Origin of the sequence: Paraburkholderia dilworthii (genome assembly GCF_000472525.1) — a bacterium.
Classification (GTDB): Bacteria; Pseudomonadota; Gammaproteobacteria; order Burkholderiales; family Burkholderiaceae; genus Paraburkholderia; species Paraburkholderia dilworthii.
This window is the reverse complement of record NZ_AWZT01000022.1, coordinates 1-17,824: the sequence shown is the minus strand read 5'-3', so window position 1 is coordinate 17,824 and position 17,824 is coordinate 1. Positions and strand designations below refer to the sequence as shown.

Sequence of the window (17,824 nt, the reverse complement as noted above, 5' to 3'; positions counted from 1 at the left end):
CGACAAACGCGCAAAACGCGGCAGACATTGAAGCGACAGCATAACAAAGCCGCTCGCCGCATAGAACCTGGCCGAATGGACGAGGTCAGATCAGACACAAAATCAGTTAGACTCGTCGGCAGTTTTGGGGCTGTCTCCGGGCTTGTACCTTCAACCGCTTTTTGTCAGTGAATGGAATCAGGCAGTCGATGCGCTATTCGGTTGAAATAAAAAAATTCCTCTACAGCCAGTACTTTTATGGCGGCCTGCGTATCGCGGTCGGTGTGTCTTTGCCAGCGATGCTGTGCCTGATCGTGTTTCACAACCGCGAGCTCGGCTTCACGATTGCAACCGGCGCGCTCGGTGCGTGCGTCGTCGATATGCCCGGTCCGCTGAAGTACAAGCACAACGAAATGCTGGCGTGCTCGGTAATCGGTTTTCTGTCCGCGCTCGCCACCGGTCTTGCCACCGTAAACCCGGTGGCGCTGTGGTGCACCGTGGTGCCACTCACGTTCGTGCTTTCGTTGATCGTGGTGTATGGCAACCGCTGGCCGCAGATCAGCTTCGCTACGCTGTTCATGATGATCATGACGCTGGAGGAGCATTTCACGCCGATGCAGGCGCTCGTCAACGCGTCGTGGATTCTTCTGGGCGGTCTCTGGTACACGTACTGGTCGACCGCCGTGAGCCGCTGGATGATGCATCGCATCGAGCAGCAGGCGCTGGCAGAAAGCGTCTTTGCCTGCGCCGATTATCTGCTCGCGCGCGCCGCTTTCTACGATCTCGATAACGACCTGGACGAGTGTTATCGCGATCTGGTCGACAAGCAGATTGCCGCGGTGGAACGGCAGGACGCCGCGCGCGACATCGTGCTGCGCAATCTGCCGAAACTCAAAAGCGGCAAGCTCGAGCCGCGCCGCGCGATGCTGTTCAATCTGTTCATCAACACGGTCGATCTGCACGAGCTATTTGTCGGCGCGCATACGGACTATCCGCTCGTGCGCAATACCTTCGGCGGCACGGACCTGCTGGTGTTCTACCGCGACCTGATCCGCAAGGCCGCCGCGGATCTCGAGGAGATCGGACTCGCTGTGTTGCAAAACCATGCGCCCCGCACGCGCGTGAACTTGAAGGCCGAGTTGCGCGCAATCGAGTTCGAGATCGAGCTGATGCGCAAGCAGGAATTGCCAGCGAAGAATCCCGAGGCCTATTCGGCGGTGTCGTCCACGTTCCGCCGCATCTGGAGCGCCACGCGTCTGATCGACAAGATGCGCAAGAGCCTGTCGAGCGATCCGGGCACGACGGAAACCGAGCTGCGTCTCGACCAGGCGCTGAACCGTTTTGTGTCGAGCCGCCGCGTGCCGTTCGGCCAGATTTTCTCGAACCTGACGATGGCCTCGCCGAGCTTTCGTCATGCACTGCGCGTGACGATCGCGGTGGCGGTCGGCTTCTGGCTCGGTCGCCTGCTGCCGCTCACCAACGCATACTGGATCGTGATGACCACCGTCATCATTTTGAAGCCGGGCTACTCGCTGACCAAACAGCGCAACGGGCAGCGGATCGTCGGAACGTTGATCGGCTGTACGGCGAGCATCGCGTTGATGATTTTCGTGAAGGAGCCGCACATTCTGCTGGTGGTCATGTTCGCGTCGATGGTGATGAGCTACAGCCTGCTGCTGTTCAATTACACCGCGAGCGTGGTGTTCACTTCATCGTATGTGCTGCTGATGTTTCACCTGCTCGCGCCGGGCAGCATGCGCATCATCGGCGAACGCGCGATCGACACGGTGGTCGGCTGCGCGATCGCGATTGCCGCGAGCCACCTGTTCCCGTACTGGGAATATCGTCTGATGGGCAAGCTCGTCAACAATATGATCGGCGCCACCCGTCAGTTTCTTGAAGCAAGCTGGTGGTGGAGCGGCAAACCGGCCGCCGCCGCGGTCGCCACGGTGACGGAAGCCGGCGCGCGGGCGCCGGTCGCGGCAATGGCGGATCCGGCCATCGACTTAGGCAAGCCGGCGCGGGCAGTTGCAGCCCGCGTAGTCGGAGACGCCGGTCAAAACAGTTCGCAAACCGGCGATCCGGCAAATACCAGCGCTCAAACAAAGACCGGTGCGGGACGAAACGCGCTGGCTGGCTTGGGCGTTTCAACGCTCGGCAATACGACGGCGAAGCCCGTCGCCGGCGCATCGCCCGCCGCCGCGGCTGCGGCGACCGCACTCGATCGCGATTACCGTTACCGGCTCGCGCGCAAGAACGTCCACGTCGCGTTCGCCAATCTCGGACAGGCGTTTCAGCGAATGATGCTCGAACCGAAATCGGCGCAGAAGTTCGTGCCCGAACTCAACGGGCTGCTGGTGCGCAGCCATGTGCTCGCTTCGCAGATCACAGCGGCCGCGCCGTTACTGCGCACGTCCGCGCAACAGGCCGACGGCGTGTCGCTACGACCGCTGCAACCGCTGCAACGCGCGTTGAGCCTCGTGCGCGACAATCTCACTGAGGCCGAAGCAGGCAGTACGCCGCCGGGCGATCAAGCCGAACAGATAAAGCAACTCACGCGCGACCTGGACAACATGGTGGTCGAGGCGGAGAAGTCGCAGGACTATTCGGCGGATGCAGTGCACGACATGAAGCTGCTCGCGCATCAATGCAAGCAGATGCTGGCGGCGTCGGCGCTGATTCGCAAGGATGCGAGCGTGATTCGCCTGCCTGATGAGTGACGAGTGACGCGATCGGAACGGGTCCGACATAAGCCCGGCAGGGCCAGAGACGTCCGACGCTCGTCCGACATATCGTCGGACGCTCGTTCGACACACGCACTGCGGAGGCTCCCCTGCCCCGCGCGACACACCCCTTGATAGGCCTACCGGCGCTCATGCACGATGAGCGCGCGGCAACCTCACTGTGCCGTGCCGCTCGCGGGCTTAACAGCGGTAGCCGCCGCGCTCGTCGCAGTCGCCGCCGCCGCCGCGCCCGATGAAATGGACGCCGCCGGCGCGTTGTCGCTCTCGAACTCGCGCTTTTCCTTGATCGCGTTGTAGAACAGCGTGGCGATGACCAGCAGTACCGCGACCACGATGAATACGGCGATGCCCAAGGTCGGATTTTTCCTGCGCGGCGGTTTGTTCATGAGACGGCTCGGACCGCGAGGCAAATCGCGGAAGATAGCGGAGAAGGCGGCATTCTACGCCGAGGCACCTTGCACTCGCCTTGCAGCCGGCAGGGCTGAACGGCATGGCGAAGCGCTACGGTCTGTCTGCGGCGAACCGCGCGCCTCGCTCTAGCGCCGCCCTACACGACGGCGGCAGGCCGCACCGGCAGCGCCGTCGAATATTTGATCTGCTCCATCGCGAAGCTCGAACTCACGTCATACAGCGGAACGGCGGCGATCAAGAGTTTGTAGACGCGGTCGTAGTCGTCGATGTCGGAAACCACCACGCGCAGCAGATAGTCCGTCTCGCCGCTCATCCGGTAGACCTCGACGACTTCCGGAATGTCCTGCACCGCCTGCGTGAAGCTTTGCGCCCACGCCTGGGTATGCTGATTCGTGCGCACAGCGACGAAGACCGTTGTGCCCACACCAAGTTTGCGTGCATCGCACAGCGCCACTTGCGCGCGGATGACGCCGGTCTCCTTCAGACGCTGGAGCCGCTTCCAGCACGGCGTTTGCGACAGGTTCACCCGCTGTGCCAGTTCGGCAATCGGCATGGTCGCGTCTTCTTGCAACAACTCCAGCAACTTCCGGTCGATGATATCCATTCCCATCGTCTCGCCCCTTTAGGAAATTATTCTACTTTTCAAATTGCAGGGGGAATTATATGGAAACTCTTTCTCCGGACAAAACGGTATAAACGTGTGAACTCAAAAACATCGGCAGCGATTGCCATTCAACCGCCTTGAACCACGATCACTCTTCCCCCGCTCGCCTCCTCGATGCATTTGCGCAAGCTCGCCGTCAGCGCGACGCCGTGTCGCACGCCGTTGATCACGAGCCTCTCGTACGACTGTGTAACGCGCTCGACGCGATGTTCGAAGCCTGCGCGCATGTCAGCGAACCGTCGCATTGCACCTTCTTCGCGCGCAGCATGCGCATTGCTCTCGCGCAAGCTGTTGCGGATCCCACGCTGCTAAAGCCCGGGCAACGCGAAGCATCGCTGGAGAACTACCGGCGGCATCTGCTTGCCGCCGATCCGCAGGGTCGCTATGCGATTGCCGCGCTCGTCTGGCTGCCGCATCAGGCGAGCCCCGTGCATGCGCATCAAACCTGGTGCGGATACGCGGTGATCGACGGCGCGTTGAGCGAAACGGTTTTCGAATGGGACGACACGCAGGACTGCGCAATGGCAACGCGCTCGCAGGCGCGCACCCGCGGCGCGGTGTCGTTCGTGCGGGGCGGCCGCGGCAGCATTCATCGGCTGGGCAATAGCAGCGATGCGCCTGCTGTGTCGTTGCATGTTTACGGTGTTCCGGGCGCGCACATCGGCACCCACGTCAACGATGTGGTGCGCGCCGCGCCCGCGCTTGTCTGACCGCAGGCGCGCGTCAATGCCCGAGCGTTTGCGCGCTCATCGTATCGAGTTTCCTGCTTATCAACCGTAGCTGGACGCAGCCGTTCATTCGTAGGCGATGCGCATTGCGCTACGAGCCCGTTCCGCTAGCGGCGGCATCTTCCGGCCTCGCTCGACAATCAAGCCTTGCCCTCGCCCGCCGTGGGAATTTGCGGCGGAATCGGCGCCGTCTGTCCGGTCGGCGGCGGAGCCGGCCGCGGTTCATGCGACACATCGCGCGCCACCACGACAGCCGGATGCGCGCCGCGCATTGCCGGCGCCTTCTCCACATGCCCGCCTGCATGCTCGTGCTCGCCCGCATGCTTGGGCTCGTGCCCAGCAGCCTCGCGCATGTCATCGTCGTGCAAAGGCTGGCCCTCGCTATCTTTCGACGACGCGTGCAAGCGCATCTGCGGCACCGGAATTTCAATGCCCGCCTCGTCCATCTTGCGCTTCAGCCGCAGATTGAACGCCCGCGCCACGCTCCATTGCTGCAGCGGCCGCGTCTTGATCTGCCCTTTGACGACCATCCAGTTCGGATCGAAACGGTCGAGGCCCCACACCTCGATTGGCCCGAGCATTTCGCGCCGGTAACGGAAATCGGCCATCAGATCGGCGCCGACTTCGCGAATCAGTTGAGTGATTTCGTCGACGTCGGTCGAGAACGACATTCGCACTTCGAACACGGCATAAGCAAAGTCGCGCGACAGGTTCTTGACGATCTTGATCTGCGAAAACGGAATCGCGTGAATCGCGCCCTGGCCGTCGCGCAGGCGCACGGTGCGGATCGACAGATGCTCGACGGTGCCTGCATGGCCGCCGTCCACATCGATCCAGTCGCCCACCGAAATCGTGTCTTCGATGATGATGAAAAGCCCCGTGATCAGGTCGGTCACGAGCGACTGCGCGCCGAAACCGATTGCAAGGCCGATCACGCCGGCGCCCGCGAGCAGCGGCGTCACGTTGATGCCAAGATTCGCCGCGGTGACGATGCCCGCGATCGTCATGATGCTGACGAGCAGCACGTTGCGCACGAGCGGCAACATCGTGCGGGCCCGCATGCTCGGACTGCGCGACTTGTTGCGCGCGCTGCCCGGGTTGAGCGCCTCGGTAATCGCCGTGTCGACGAGAATCCACAGCAGCCACGCGATAAACACAGTGGCCACGATGGCCGTCACCGCATGGGCGATGCCGCGCGCGGCGACGTTTTCCTCGACGACCGCCGCGAGCGACACGCCCCACAAACGCGCCGCCAGCTCGAAGAAGAACAGCCAGATGAAAAGCGTCAGCAAGGTGCCGCAAAAACGCAGCAAGCGCGTCAAGTAAGGCGAGCGGCGACGCGCGCGCGGACTGCGCGGACGCGTCATGCGCAGCACGATGGCCGACAGGAAAAAGGCCAGCACGAGCAGCAGCGCCGTCACCACTGAGATTTGTAGCACGTTCTCGCTCGAACCGGATCCGCCGAGCGTGGCGACCACCGACGCCGTCGCGAGCACGAGAACCGGCACGTGCCAGAGCGCTGCAAGCACGTCGAACGCATCGGTCGCCGCCTTATGATCGTTACGTTGCTCGTAGGGCCGGTTACGGATCAGATGCGCGACCGGCCGGCGGAACGCGAGCGCGAAATAGCCGGTGAGCACGGCGGCCGTCATGTTGGCGGCGGTCGAAATCAGCGCGGCCAGATTCGAGCCGAGCTGATGCGCGACGTCGTAGTTGACCGCGGCGTCGCCGAGCGCGCCGCATATGCCAACCGCGAATAGCAGGCGCCGCGCGTGATCGATCAGCAGACGTACCGCGATTCGCCGGTGCCCCGAGCCGAACAGCGAAAACATGATCAGGCAGATCGCGGAAAACACCGCGCCCGCGACAATCGCGTACGCCACGACCATGCCGAGCGTGCGGCCGAGCGCATCGGGCATCGCGCGCACGAACAGCAGCGCGGCGACGAACGCGATGATCCACGGCCCGACGCGCCTCAACGCGAAGATCAGCAGCTCGCGTGTGGTCGGATTTGGATTGAGGCCGATCACGATGCCAAGCCGCCGGTAGAGCCTGTGCTGGAGATAGATCAGCGCGGCGGCGCATGCGCCCCAGCCGGCCAGCATCGCGAACATCGAAAAGAGAATGCGGCCGAGGCTTTCGTGCCCTTGGCCGGAAATGATCGTGTAGAGCTCGTTGCCGGCCGCGTTGAAGCGCCCGCCCCAGTAGCGCACAGGCGTGCGGCCTTCATGCACGTCGGATTCGAATGACGCGATGCCCGACGCGATTGCGCCGAGCAGACCGGGGCTCGGCTGCGCAGGTGCGGGCGCGAGTGGGCCGACGGTTCGGGAGACGTCGCGCAGTTTTTTCAGCTGGGCGACGAGCGCGCTGCGTTGCCGGTCGTTATCGAGCGTGGCGATCACGCTGTCGAGCGAACGCGCGATTTCCGCCTGGCTTGCGGGCGACGGCGCGGACGCCGCATCCGCAGCCGATGCGCCGGACGCGGCCGATGCGGGCGCCACAGTCGCACTGTTGATCAGGCTCTGCAACGCAGGTATGACGGGCGTGCTGGCGCCGGCGCCGGCGGCCTGCGCGGCAGCGGGCATGCACGCGGCGCAAACAATGAGCACGACGCAGATCGCCGCGCAACGGGCGCTGAACCGGCCTGCGCCGCGCGCACGCGCGCCGCTACGGAGCACACATCCGATATAAGCGAAAAATCGAAGAAATGCAGCGCGAATCGCAGAAAGCCCGCCGTTTGACGGCGCAGCCTCGGACTCACGCCGCGACGGGCATGACTGCATGGCAATCCGTGAGAAAACGGGAGACGCCAGTGTAGCCTCAGTTTGCCCGCCGGCAACCGGACATGCGTAACCGATTGTTAGGACGCTTGCATGAATTCATGCAAGCACGCGGCGCCGGACGGGCTAGGCTGCTGCGCGGTGGCCGCCCATCGCGTGGGACTCTCAAGACCTGCTGCGCGGTGGCCGCCCCGCCGCCGCGCCGCGCAACGAGCCCGCATCCACGCTCAATAAGCGACCGTCGCGATCTGGCGAATGAAACGGCCCTGCTCGAGTTCGTCGACGAAGGCGATTGCGTAATCTTCGGCGGAAATGCGGCTATTGCCTTGCGCGTCGGCAATCAGCGAGTTGGTGCCGGTGCGGAACGTACCGGTGCGCTCGCCCGGAGCGATGAGCGCGGCCGGCGAAAAGAACGTCCAGTCGAGGTCCGCGACGCCGCGATAGTAGCCCAGCACTTCGCGATGAGCCAACGCGACGGCCTTATAGGCGTCCGGAAAACCTTCGGTATCGACAAGTTGCTTGCCCGGAGCGATTTCAAGTGAACCCGCGCCGCCCACCACGACGAGCCGCTTCAAGCCCGCCGCCCGCACACCGTCGACGAGCGCGCGGGTCACCTTGTCGAGCACGCTGACGTCGTCTTGCGGCGGCGCATAGGCGCTCGCCACCACGTCGTGACCGCGCACCGCCGCGCCGACGCTCGCTGCGTCGAGCAGGTCCGCTTGCGCCGCATTCAGATTCGGCACGTCGGCCGGCACGCGCGCGGGGTTGCGCGCGAGCGCCGACACCTGATGCCCGCGACGGGCCGCTTCGGCCGCGATCCGCGAACCGATCATGCCGGTGGCGCCGAACAATGCGATCTTCAATTGTTTGCTCATTTCAATGCTCCTGTTATTACTTATATGTAACTTAGTTAGTTACATATACATTGGAAAAAAGAGGGCTCAGGCCCCATGCGTCATTACGAAAAAACTTATTGGCAGGTATGTCGTCAATCGACGCGCGCGCTTCCCGGTCAAAGCGTTCGCGTCATGCGTGCGGCCGCCGTTTGCGCTCCCTCGCCCGCTCGGCGCGCCGCAGGTCCGCTGTCGCATCGGCCAGCGTTCGTTGCGCGAGCGACGCCTCGAGAGCCTGCTGCGCCTCGTCGATGATTCCGCGCAGCACGACCTGGATATTGCGCCCCACCATGCACGCCGGATTCGGCTCCTCGCGATGAAGCGCGAACAACTGCGCGTCGTCGACCGCGCGGTACACGTCGAGGAGAGAAATCTGCTCGGGTGCGCGGGCGAGCAGCGCGCCGCCGCCCGCGCCGAGTTGCGAGGTGGTCAGGCCCGCCTCGGCGAGCATGGTCAACAGCCGCCGGATCAGCGCGGGATTCGTATTCACGCTGCCCGCAATCATCTCCGAAGAAAGCGGCGCGCCCTCCTGCAACGACAGCAGTGCGAGCACATGCACCGCAAATGCAAACCGGCTACTCGTGTTCACAACAACCCGCCTTGCGACGACAATGTGTAACCATAGTAATTACACTTACCGGCAATGTCAAACGTGCTGTCGATCCTGTCGCTCAACGTACTGTTAAACACGCAGCCAGATGCAATGTGAAGCGCAATGCCAAACGGCTCGACCGAGCGCATGCGATTCGACGGACTCATGCGCCTCTCACTTGTCCATCTGCTTTTGCGCGTCGCCGCCGTAGCCCGAACCGGATGACGATGCAGCCGCGCTCGTCGACGAAGCCGTGCTCTGCGCCGACCACTCCTGCAGCTTGCGCCCGGCGTTCTCGAGGCTCTGGCCGGTCAGCGACGCCGCCTTGCCGAGTTGCGCGTTGGCCGCGCTGGCGGCGTTTTGCAGATTGGCTTGCGCGCTCGAAGCGAGCGCATTCGGGTCGACGGTTACCGACGGCGCCGAGGCCGATTCGACATTCTGCTGGGCAGCGGATTTCGTCTCATCGACCTTCTGGCCTACATAGCTGGCCGCCTGATCGAGCTTTTGACCGGCGGCTTGCGCAGCGTCGTTGAGCTTGCCGGCCACCTGGCCCGCCGACGCATCGTTCTTCTGGCAGGCCGCGAGACCGCCGAATATGAAGAGGACCACGGCGGCACGGCGCAGCAGCGGAGAACGGATAGATGAAGTCATGTGTATTTTGAACCGCGCGAGGCGGCTTAGCTGACGAAAACGCGCCCATCATACGCCGTTGCCAAAGAGCGCCGCGCAACGAATTCATGCAGGACAAATCGACGCAACTGGTGGGCCTTGGCGCAGTCGCCGTTCTGTCAAACATTGTGCGGTAGACTGGCCGGGCGCAATCGCAGCAAGCGCTGTGTCCATTGATCGACGGGAGCATACGATGGCGGCAAAGAAGATTCTGTTTCTCACCGGCGATTTCGCCGAGGATTACGAAACGATGGTGCCGTTTCAGGCGCTGCAGGCAGTAGGACATGTGGTCGACGCCGTGTGCCCCGACAAGAAAGCGGGCGATCGGATCAAGACCGCGATTCACGACTTCGAGGGCGATCAGACGTACACGGAAAAGCCGGGGCATCTGTTCGCGCTGAATGCGTCGTTTGAAGATGTCGACCCGCGCCAGTACGATGCGCTTGCAATCGCCGGCGGGCGCGCGCCCGAGTATCTGCGGCTCAATCCGAAAGTGGTCGATATCGTGCGGCAGTTCGCTGAAGCCGGCAAGCCGATCGCCGCTCTCTGTCACGCCGCGCAATTGCTGGCCGCCGCCGATGTAATCCGCGGCAAGCGCATTTCCGCGTACCCGGCGTGCGCGCCCGAGGTCAAACTGGCCGGCGGCGAGTACGCCGACATTCCGGTCGACGCCGCGATCACCGACGCCAATTTCGTGACTGCACCTGCCTGGCCGGCTCATCCGGAGTGGCTGCGTCAGTTCCTCGTTCTGCTCGGCACGCGTATCGAGCTTTGAGCCAGTTCAAGCGCCGCGCGCGGCGATAGCGAGCCGGCGCGGCATTTGAGAGTCGTCCTATGGTTCGCACCGGTGGGCCTTCCTATAGTCACGGGCTGACTTTGGAGCGCTTTTCGATGGAACTGATCGACTGGATCGTCATTCTCGCCGTCACCTTGACGGCGATTGCTTTTTGCTGCGCACGCACGCCCGCCGGCTGGTCGCGCGAGAACCGCGCGCGGCGCCTCGCGGGCACGCGGATGCTGGCGCAGGCGGCCTGCTCCGTCTGGGCAGCATCGCTGATCGTAGCGCGCTGCGTGTTCGCGCTCGACGGTCTGTTAGGTCTGCGGCTCACGCTTCAGGAAGTGGTGTTCGTCGTCGCCATTCTGCTTGCGTGCGGCGGCTACTGGTCGATTCGCGGCCGGCGGCTGCTGAAGTCGCGCCGTCTGTTTGTTTCTTGCTAATCGGCTGCGGTGCTCAAACCGCGCCGCCAGCCGCCTTGATGTGCTACGGGCTTAAGCACCCAGTTCATGAGCGCGGCTTAAGGGCCTGACTTCGGGCCGTCTTGGGCCTGGCTTGAGGACCCGGCTTAGGGCCACACCTTAGAGCCCGGTTTGAAGGCTCGAGTCAAGAGCCGAATCGAGCGTCCGAATCAAGAGCCCAACCCCACCGCCCAACTCAAGGCCCCATCCGTGCATTCCCCTGCTCGCCTCGCATCGCCTGATCGTTCGCGGCCTGCGCCGCCGCGGCACGCGCTTCGCCAGCCGTCGATGCGGATCGTGCGCCGGCCTCGGGCAGCGACAGATAGAACGTCGTACCTTCGCCTTCCGTCGATTCCGCCCACACCCGTCCGCCGTGCCGCTCGACGACGCGCCGCACGAGCGCAAGGCCGATGCCCTCGCCCGCAGCCGCCGTGCCGTGCAGTCGCTGAAACGCATTGAATAGCCGCGGCAGCGCAATCGCCGGAATGCCCAAACCGTTGTCTCGCACGTAAAAGATCCGCAGCGTTTGCACGCCGGGCGGCGCCGGCGTCGTGCCGATCTCGATCCGGCCTTCGCGCGACGGGTCGAGATAATTCACCGCATTGCCGATCAGATTGGCAAACACCTGCTCGAGCGCGGTCGGGTCGCCCCACACCGCCGGCAGTTCGCCGACATGCACCTGCGCACGCCGGGCACGAATCGATCCCTGCATCGCGTCGATCACGCGCGGCACGATATCGTGCACCTCGACTTTCTGCTGCCTGTATTCGACGCGGCCGATACGTGAAAGCCGCAATAACGCGTCGATGATGTGCGACGCGCGCAGCACCGCCGTCTGCAGATAGTGCAGCGCTTCACCGATATCCTCGTCGACTACCCGCTCGATGCGTTGCCGCGTCTGCGTCGCGAGCGAGGAGTCGCTGACGGCCGCGCGCAGTTCCTCGCAGGCGCGGATCAGTTCTTTTGAAAAGCCTTGCAGATTGACGAGCGGCACGCGCAAATCATGCGACACGCTATAAATGAACATCTCGTTTTCCTGCGTCTGCTGACGCAAGCTCTCGTTGATGCGCGAGAGTTCGTCCGCACGGCGCGCGAGGTCGGCGTGAAAGCGCGCCTGGATGCGCTCCGCTTCGAGCAGACGCCGGCTGGTCTCATGCAAGGTCAGATCGAGACGCGCGATCTCATCGTGACCGGGCGTGATGGGCGCAAGCGGCTCGTTGCCCGCGAGGCGCCCGGCATTGTCGGACAGAAGCGCAAGCCGGCCGCGCACGCCGCGCGTGAAAAGCCACACGGCCAGCGCCACGAACAGCAGGGAGCCGAACACCGCTGCGCCGACGAGCGTCTGCTGCCGCTCGCGCGCGGCATCGGCGACACTCGCGCGCTGCGTGTCGACGCGCCGCTCTTCTGCCTGAAAGGCAGCCACCTGCTCGCGGAAGCGATCGAGCGCATCGGCCTGAGCCAACTCGCGAAACCGGTCGACGACGTCGTTGCGGCGCCCCGAATGCAACATGTCCTGTATGCGATCGGACCACTGGCGATACGCCTGCACCGCCTGACGCACCTGGACCACACGCTCGACCTGCGCGGGATTGTCCGAGACGAGTTCCGCGAGTTGATCGATGCGGCGATCGACATCGACCCACACGGACAGCGGCGTCACGAAGCGGTTGTCGGCGGCGAGCACCGCGCCGCGCAGCGCGACGGACTCGCCCAGCACGGGATCGACGATCGCCGCGGTCTGGCGCATCACTTCCTGCCCATGAATAGCCCGGCGCTGGGCCTCGGCAGCGTCGGACTGCGCCTTGACCAGCCCGGACAGCAGCGCCAGCTCGAATACAGCCGGGATCGCGATCAGCAGCAGGCCTTTAGTGGTGAGTCGCATGCGTGCGCATTGGAGGTGTGAGCCGGCAGATCGTGCGCGGTACGGCACATTATGTCGGCGTTTGCTTCAGAAACAAAGGATCGTGCCACAGGCGAGGGCCCGCTCGGAAGACGGGTTGACACCTTGGGCGCGAACCTGACGTGGCGCAGATCAGCACGCAGGCAGTTCGCGTAAGCAGAACGAAAACTTCCGGTCCACGATGGTTCGCGCGAACCAAAAAGGCACATCGACGCACATATCTTGTGCGTGCCAGAGCCCAATAAGGTGCGCATAGAAGCGCTCGGGAGATAAGCCGGCCTGATAAATCCCATTCGGTGCCGCTTTGCACCGGGCCTGCGCCTGAGAGCACCGTTTTGGCCCGCTTCTTGCGTTCGGTGCCCGTCTTTTTGGCACGAGCGGAACAATCGATGGAAAGCTTGAAAACCGGCACCGATACCCTCTTTCTTCTACTCGGGGCCGCTATGGTGCTCGCGATGCATGCGGGATTCGCATTCCTCGAGCTCGGAACGGTGCGCAAGAAGAACCAGGTCAACGCACTCGTCAAGATTCTGGTGGACTTCTCGGTCTCGACGATCGCCTACTTCTTCATCGGCTATACGATCGCGTACGACGTGCAGTTTTTCGGCAATGCGCAATCGCTGGCGGCCCACAACGGCTATGCACTCGTGCGCTTCTTTTTCCTGCTGACGTTCGCCGCGGCGATCCCTGCGATCGTTTCCGGCGGTATCGCCGAACGCTCGAAGTTCAACCCGCAACTCTTTGCGACGTTCGTTCTGGTCGGCTTCGTCTATCCGTTCTTCGAGGGGATCGCGTGGAATGCGCGCTTCGGCGTGCAGGACTGGATCACCCACGCGTTCGGCGCGCCGTTCCACGACTTTGCCGGCTCCGTCGTCGTGCACGCGTTCGGCGGTTGGGTCGCGCTGCCCGCGGTGCTGCTGCTCGGCGCGCGCCACGGCCGCTATCAGCGCGATGGCGGCATTGCCGCGCATCCGCCGTCGAACATTCCGTTTCTCGCGCTGGGCGCATGGGTGCTCGCGGTCGGCTGGTTCGGCTTTAACGTGATGAGCGCGCAGACCGTCGACAAGATCAGCGGCCTCGTCGCCGTCAATTCGTTGATGGCGATGGTCGGCGGCACGCTGACCGCGTGGCTCGCCGGACGCAACGATCCGGGCTTCACGTACAACGGGCCGCTCGCCGGACTGGTCGCCGTGTGCGCCGGCTCGGACCTGATGCACCCGCTCGGCGCGCTCGTTACGGGCGGTGTGGCCGGCGTGCTGTTCGTCTATATGTTCACGTGCGTGCAAAACCGCTGGCGCATCGACGACGTGCTCGGCGTCTGGCCGCTGCATGGCCTGTGCGGCGCCTGGGGCGGCATCGCAGCCGGCATCTTCGGCTTGAGGGCGCTGGGCGGGCTGGGCGGCGTCTCGTTCGGCGCGCAGCTAATCGGCACGCTGGGTGGAATCGTCGTGGCGACGCTCGGCGGCACGCTTGTGTACGGCGCGATTCGCCTGACCGTCGGCCTGCGCCTCGACCAGGAGGACGAATACAACGGCGCCGACCTGTCGATCCACAAGATCTCCGCGACGCCGGAGCGCGAAAGTCTCGGCTGAGGCCGTGAGCGATGCGCGCGCGTCTGACATCCGCGGCTCGATGCGACCTGTCCACATCGAACTGCGAATGTTAGACTTGCGCGCTGAAAAAGGCATTGTCCAATGGGGTTTGCCGCGGCATCGGTATCGCATATCCCATTCACCGCCTGGTGCTGAACGATGCCTGCTTCGCCAGACCGGCGCGCGAGCGGCATTGCGTGTTCGCCGCTCAGCCCGGCCTGTTCACTCCCGTTTCGCCAGGCCCCACTCATGTATTGGTCGATATTCGCGGTCGCCATCGGCGGCGCACTCGGTTCGCTGTTTCGCTGGTTTCTCGGCCTGCGCCTGAACGGCCTCTTTCCGTCGCTGCCGCTCGGCACTTTCGCGGCGAATGTCGTCGCCGGATATGTGATCGGCGTGGCTGTCGCGGGCTTCGCGCGCGCGCCGCATATTGCGCCGGAGTGGCGGCTCTTCGTCATCACCGGAATGATGGGCGGTCTTTCCACTTTTTCCACATTCTCCGCCGAAGTCGTCCAGCATCTGCAGGACGGCCGCCTTGGCTGGGCCGCCGGCGAAGTCGCGATTCACGTGGGCGCCTCGCTGATCATGACGGTGCTCGGTATTGCCACGGTTACGTTGCTCTCTCGCTAGGCGCGGCTTCGCGCGTGCGCCCTCTCTTATTCCCTTCTTGCGCGACGATGTCGCTGCGTGCCGCTCTCACGCGGCGCCCGGCGGGCACAACGCTTGCGCGCCCACTCTGCGCACTCTTTAACCGTAAGGAGGTGAAAGATGGGCTCAATCAACCCGCAAGGCGCCGCTGGCGGCGGAGCGAAAATTGTCGGCGGCGGCATCGGCGAAGGTCCGGGGCCCGATGTAATGGCCGCGGCGACGCTCGACGGAACCAAGGTGATGTCTTCGGACGGCGAACATGTCGGCAAGGTTTCCGACATCATGCTGGACGTCCGCAACGGACGCATCGCCTATGCAGTGCTATCGGAAGGCGGTTTCCTCGGAATGGGAGCTAACCTGCACGCCATTCCGTGGAGCGCGCTGACGCTCGATACCGATCAGAAGTGCTTCTTCGTCGATATCACGGCGCAGCGACTGAAGGACGACCCAGGCTTCGACAAGGATCACTGGCCGGCAATGGCTGATATCGCGTGGGGCGAGTCGACCTACAGTTATTACAACCGGCAGCCGTACTGGTCCGCGACCCGTGACGTCGTCGAGGACGACCCCGCCATCCGGCCAAGCGAGCACTGACGCAAATTAGCGCGCCAGCCGCAGCAGGCACCTGAACGTCCATGCCACCGCGTTGCAATGCGGTGGCATGGACAGTGGACCCAGGCGGCAAGCGTTTTTCAAATCACCTTTAAATCACGGAACGGCGCGTTAGCGGGCAGCAAGCATACCGATGATGAGCCCGCCGATCAGCGCCATCGTCACCGCTTTCCACGGACTGTCGTGAACGAAATCATCGGTGGATTCGGACACGACCCGATATTTCGTTTTCACTACGTCCTGCGCACCGGCAAGCCTGTCCTTCAACTCGGAAAGTTTCAGCGCGCTGCGTGCACGCGCTTCATCGCTGCCGTTCGACCTTGCCGCGAGGCTGTCGTCGCGCGATGCATCGGCGGAACCCGAACTCGTGTTTTGATAAGACTCGGCCATCTGAACCTCCCTCTCTTCCGTTGAGTGGAGAAGATTCAGCAAGCACCGTGCCTTCAGGAATGCATTGACGCCTCGTAGTTGCGCTCGGGTTTATTAGTTAGGACGACGATTATTCCCGGTCGCCGCGACTAGACGCATTGACGAGTTCAAGCCACAGCACCGGCGACGCCCCGCATCAAAGTGCGCCGCACAGGCATGAGCGTTGCGCGCCTCACACGCCGGCCGCATTGACCGGCGCGAACCAGGAGCGACAAATGAGTATTTTTTCGACAATTCTCAACAAGATCTTCCCACACGATCATCCCGCCAACACCGGCTCCGGCGCGGTAGCCGGCGCGGCGGCCGCGGCCACCGCGGCGCCCGGCAGCGCAAATGCTCCGGCGGGAACGCCACCGACGCCCTCCACCGCCGCCGCCGGAAATTCACAGCCTCCGGTCACACCAATGCCAACGGTCGACGTCGAAGCCGTTCTCACCAGGATGCAGGAAAGCAGCAGCGAAAAACTGAACTGGCGGACGTCCATCGTCGACCTGTTGAAGCTGCTTGGCCTCGACAGCAGCCTCGCGGCTCGCAAGGAGTTGGCATCGGAACTGCACTACACCGGAAGCACCGAAGACTCTGCCGCGATGAACGTCTGGCTGCACAAGCAGGTCATGCAGAAGCTCGCGGAGAACGGTGGTAAAGTGCCCGACGATCTCAAGGGCTGACGCGCTGACGCGCTGACGCGCGCGGACTATCCGCTGGAACTCTCTTCGATCCGACGAACCGGGGCCGCCCCCGGGCTCGTCTAGCGCTTAGTGGAATACAACGTACTTGGTGCCAAATTAGTCCCTACCCCTTGCTATCCCGCTCCTGATTAACATTCCTGGTCGTCACGATTTCTTCAACCACGCCTCTAGCCGATTCTTTGGGGCCGGCGAAAGCTTTCTCACACCGGTAGCCATCGCAAATTGGGGCACGGTCTTGGGAAGGTCATTTGTCAGTCGCGTAAGCCAGACATTGAAGGCGCGCTCCTGAAAATTCTTCGAACGATTCGGGCAACTCATCGCGAAGGGCCGCCATTTCTGCGCCCGGATGGTTGCTACCCGGATACCGGATACCCCACACCTGAGACGCCCATCAGGTTCGTCCACGTAACCTGAACCGGCGGTTCCAGTGCGAGCATCGGAACTTATTTGACGCTGTTGCTGAGTCCATCGTCAACGAGCACCTCGACGCAACTGGGATATCCTTCGCGGGCAGCTTTGACACTGTGCTGCCGTCGCTGACGATGTCGTTTAGACTCGACCGAACGCGCCTGAAGCTATGGCTTCAAAGGCTGTCAGTTAGTGGAGACCTATTGAAGCCACCCGCTTCCGCTGGGCCAAGAAACGATTGGAAACTTGCGGTCGTACTGTCCTGCGTATCTCGCGAACGCAGCCTGTCTCACAATATGCTGCCTTTGAAGCAGGCGGCCTTAGTTGGGCCTCCTTGCTTTGCTTTCAGGTACCTGCCGGTCGCACGCCTGCAAAGCGATGCTCGACAGTTTGAGGGATATTTGTCGGCGTAATCACAACGACCGACGAGGACAGGTCGACGGCCGACGCCGGCAACAGCTTATGAAAATGCATGATGGAGTGGCACGCGCTGCGCATATCCTGCCGGAGGTCGTGATGCAACACAGCGCTCAGTTTGCCGTCACGCAGCAAGTCAACGTTATCTTTGTCAAGGTCATGCCCGATAAAACATTTCGGCGCCTGACCCAGCGNGCCGAGCGCACGGAGTATTGCAACGTTGCCTCCNCCCATCGAATAGACCGCGACAATTTTGCGCTCTGCATCAACGGCCCGCTTGACTCGCTTCTCCGTTTCCCTGTCGAGGCCGTGCCCCCCGCTGGCATCGACGAGTCTTAGCTTCGGATTTCGGCGGGTCAATTCATCCCGAAAGCTCGCTCCGCGTTCTTCTTCCCCGCGAAACCGCTCACTACTCATGGTGACCAGAACATTG

18 protein-coding genes are annotated in these 17,824 nt (G+C 63.2%); 8 read left to right on the top strand and 10 right to left on the bottom strand.

Annotated features, from left to right (window positions below; genetic code table 11):
• Nucleotides 1-188: 188 nt before the first annotated feature.
• A complete protein-coding gene (locus tag F759_RS0119415; protein WP_027801346.1) occupies nucleotides 189-2,699 on the top strand; it encodes an FUSC family protein in 2,511 nt (836 codons plus the stop codon).
• A 179-nt stretch (nucleotides 2,700-2,878) separates the two neighbouring features.
• Here the strand turns inward: F759_RS0119415 and F759_RS0119410 are convergent, their stop codons facing one another.
• The 3 genes from F759_RS0119410 to F759_RS43350 form a co-directional block, all read right to left on the bottom strand.
• Nucleotides 2,879-3,109 carry a hypothetical protein gene (locus tag F759_RS0119410; RefSeq protein ID WP_027801345.1) on the bottom strand — a complete coding sequence of 77 codons (231 nt, stop codon included), beginning with the start codon at nucleotides 3,107-3,109 and terminating at the stop codon, nucleotides 2,879-2,881.
• Between the two features lie 161 nt (nucleotides 3,110-3,270).
• Nucleotides 3,271-3,744 (bottom strand): Lrp/AsnC family transcriptional regulator, encoded by a 474-nt coding sequence (locus tag F759_RS0119405; protein ID WP_027801344.1) that lies wholly within the window; start codon nucleotides 3,742-3,744, stop codon nucleotides 3,271-3,273.
• A gap of 122 nt (nucleotides 3,745-3,866) precedes the next feature.
• The gene (locus F759_RS43350; protein WP_167334028.1) at nucleotides 3,867-4,043 is read right to left on the bottom strand and encodes a hypothetical protein; all 177 of its coding nucleotides are present in this window, start codon (nucleotides 4,041-4,043) and stop codon (nucleotides 3,867-3,869) included.
• On the opposite strand from F759_RS43350, the gene F759_RS0119400 reads away from it, so the two are divergent.
• On the top strand, nucleotides 4,005-4,508 hold the full coding sequence (locus F759_RS0119400) for a cysteine dioxygenase family protein (RefSeq protein ID WP_051377349.1): 504 nt from the start codon (nucleotides 4,005-4,007) through the stop codon (nucleotides 4,506-4,508). The genes F759_RS43350 and F759_RS0119400 overlap by 39 nt on opposite strands.
• A 158-nt stretch (nucleotides 4,509-4,666) precedes the next feature.
• Here F759_RS0119400 and F759_RS0119395 read toward each other — a convergent pair whose 3' ends face one another.
• The 4 genes from F759_RS0119395 to F759_RS0119375 all read right to left on the bottom strand — a co-directional run bounded on the left by F759_RS0119395 (nucleotide 4,667) and on the right by F759_RS0119375 (nucleotide 9,442).
• A complete protein-coding gene (locus F759_RS0119395; protein ID WP_027801342.1) occupies nucleotides 4,667-7,309 on the bottom strand; it encodes a mechanosensitive ion channel family protein in 2,643 nt (880 codons plus the stop codon).
• 224 nt (nucleotides 7,310-7,533) lie between these two features.
• Nucleotides 7,534-8,181, bottom strand: a complete 648-nt coding sequence (locus F759_RS0119390; protein ID WP_027801341.1) for an NAD(P)-dependent oxidoreductase — start codon at nucleotides 8,179-8,181, stop codon at nucleotides 7,534-7,536.
• 151 nt (nucleotides 8,182-8,332) lie between these two features.
• Complete coding sequence (locus F759_RS0119385; protein ID WP_027801340.1) at nucleotides 8,333-8,788, bottom strand: Rrf2 family transcriptional regulator; 456 nt, start codon at nucleotides 8,786-8,788, stop codon at nucleotides 8,333-8,335.
• A gap of 177 nt (nucleotides 8,789-8,965) precedes the next feature.
• On the bottom strand, nucleotides 8,966-9,442 hold the full coding sequence (locus F759_RS0119375) for a hypothetical protein (RefSeq protein WP_027801339.1): 477 nt from the start codon (nucleotides 9,440-9,442) through the stop codon (nucleotides 8,966-8,968).
• Between the two features lie 211 nt (nucleotides 9,443-9,653).
• Here F759_RS0119375 and F759_RS0119370 point away from each other — a divergent pair, with 211 nt between their 5' ends.
• Both F759_RS0119370 and F759_RS0119365 read left to right on the top strand, forming a co-directional pair.
• Nucleotides 9,654-10,235 carry a DJ-1/PfpI family protein gene (locus F759_RS0119370; RefSeq protein ID WP_027801338.1) on the top strand — a complete coding sequence of 194 codons (582 nt, stop codon included), beginning with the start codon at nucleotides 9,654-9,656 and terminating at the stop codon, nucleotides 10,233-10,235.
• 116 nt (nucleotides 10,236-10,351) lie between these two features.
• Nucleotides 10,352-10,678 carry a hypothetical protein gene (locus F759_RS0119365; RefSeq protein WP_027801337.1) on the top strand — a complete coding sequence of 109 codons (327 nt, stop codon included), beginning with the start codon at nucleotides 10,352-10,354 and terminating at the stop codon, nucleotides 10,676-10,678.
• Nucleotides 10,679-10,892: 214 nt separating this feature from the next.
• Here the strand turns inward: F759_RS0119365 and F759_RS0119360 are convergent, their stop codons facing one another.
• Entirely contained in the window at nucleotides 10,893-12,578 is a 1,686-nt protein-coding gene (locus tag F759_RS0119360; protein WP_027801336.1) for a sensor histidine kinase, read from the bottom strand.
• A 407-nt stretch (nucleotides 12,579-12,985) separates the two neighbouring features.
• Between F759_RS0119360 and F759_RS0119355 the strand changes: the two genes are divergently transcribed.
• From F759_RS0119355 to F759_RS0119345, 3 genes are all read left to right on the top strand, one after another.
• Nucleotides 12,986-14,188 carry an ammonium transporter gene (locus F759_RS0119355; RefSeq protein WP_027801335.1) on the top strand — a complete coding sequence of 401 codons (1,203 nt, stop codon included), beginning with the start codon at nucleotides 12,986-12,988 and terminating at the stop codon, nucleotides 14,186-14,188.
• A 249-nt stretch (nucleotides 14,189-14,437) separates the two neighbouring features.
• Nucleotides 14,438-14,818 (top strand): fluoride efflux transporter CrcB, encoded by a 381-nt coding sequence (gene crcB / locus F759_RS0119350; protein ID WP_027801334.1) that lies wholly within the window; start codon nucleotides 14,438-14,440, stop codon nucleotides 14,816-14,818.
• A 138-nt stretch (nucleotides 14,819-14,956) separates the two neighbouring features.
• On the top strand, nucleotides 14,957-15,430 hold the full coding sequence (locus F759_RS0119345) for a PRC-barrel domain-containing protein (RefSeq protein ID WP_027801333.1): 474 nt from the start codon (nucleotides 14,957-14,959) through the stop codon (nucleotides 15,428-15,430).
• Nucleotides 15,431-15,559: 129 nt separating this feature from the next.
• On the opposite strand, the gene F759_RS0119340 is transcribed toward F759_RS0119345, so the two are convergent.
• A complete protein-coding gene (locus F759_RS0119340) occupies nucleotides 15,560-15,838 on the bottom strand; it encodes a DUF883 family protein (protein ID WP_027801332.1) in 279 nt (92 codons plus the stop codon).
• A 254-nt stretch (nucleotides 15,839-16,092) separates the two neighbouring features.
• Here F759_RS0119340 and F759_RS0119335 point away from each other — a divergent pair, with 254 nt between their 5' ends.
• Complete coding sequence (locus F759_RS0119335) at nucleotides 16,093-16,545, top strand: DUF3597 domain-containing protein (RefSeq protein WP_027801331.1); 453 nt, start codon at nucleotides 16,093-16,095, stop codon at nucleotides 16,543-16,545.
• Nucleotides 16,546-17,319: 774 nt separating this feature from the next.
• Here the strand turns inward: F759_RS0119335 and F759_RS44150 are convergent.
• Entirely contained in the window at nucleotides 17,320-17,808 is a 489-nt protein-coding gene (locus F759_RS44150) for a substrate-binding domain-containing protein (protein ID WP_456088825.1), read from the bottom strand.
• Nucleotides 17,809-17,824 lie beyond the last annotated feature (16 nt).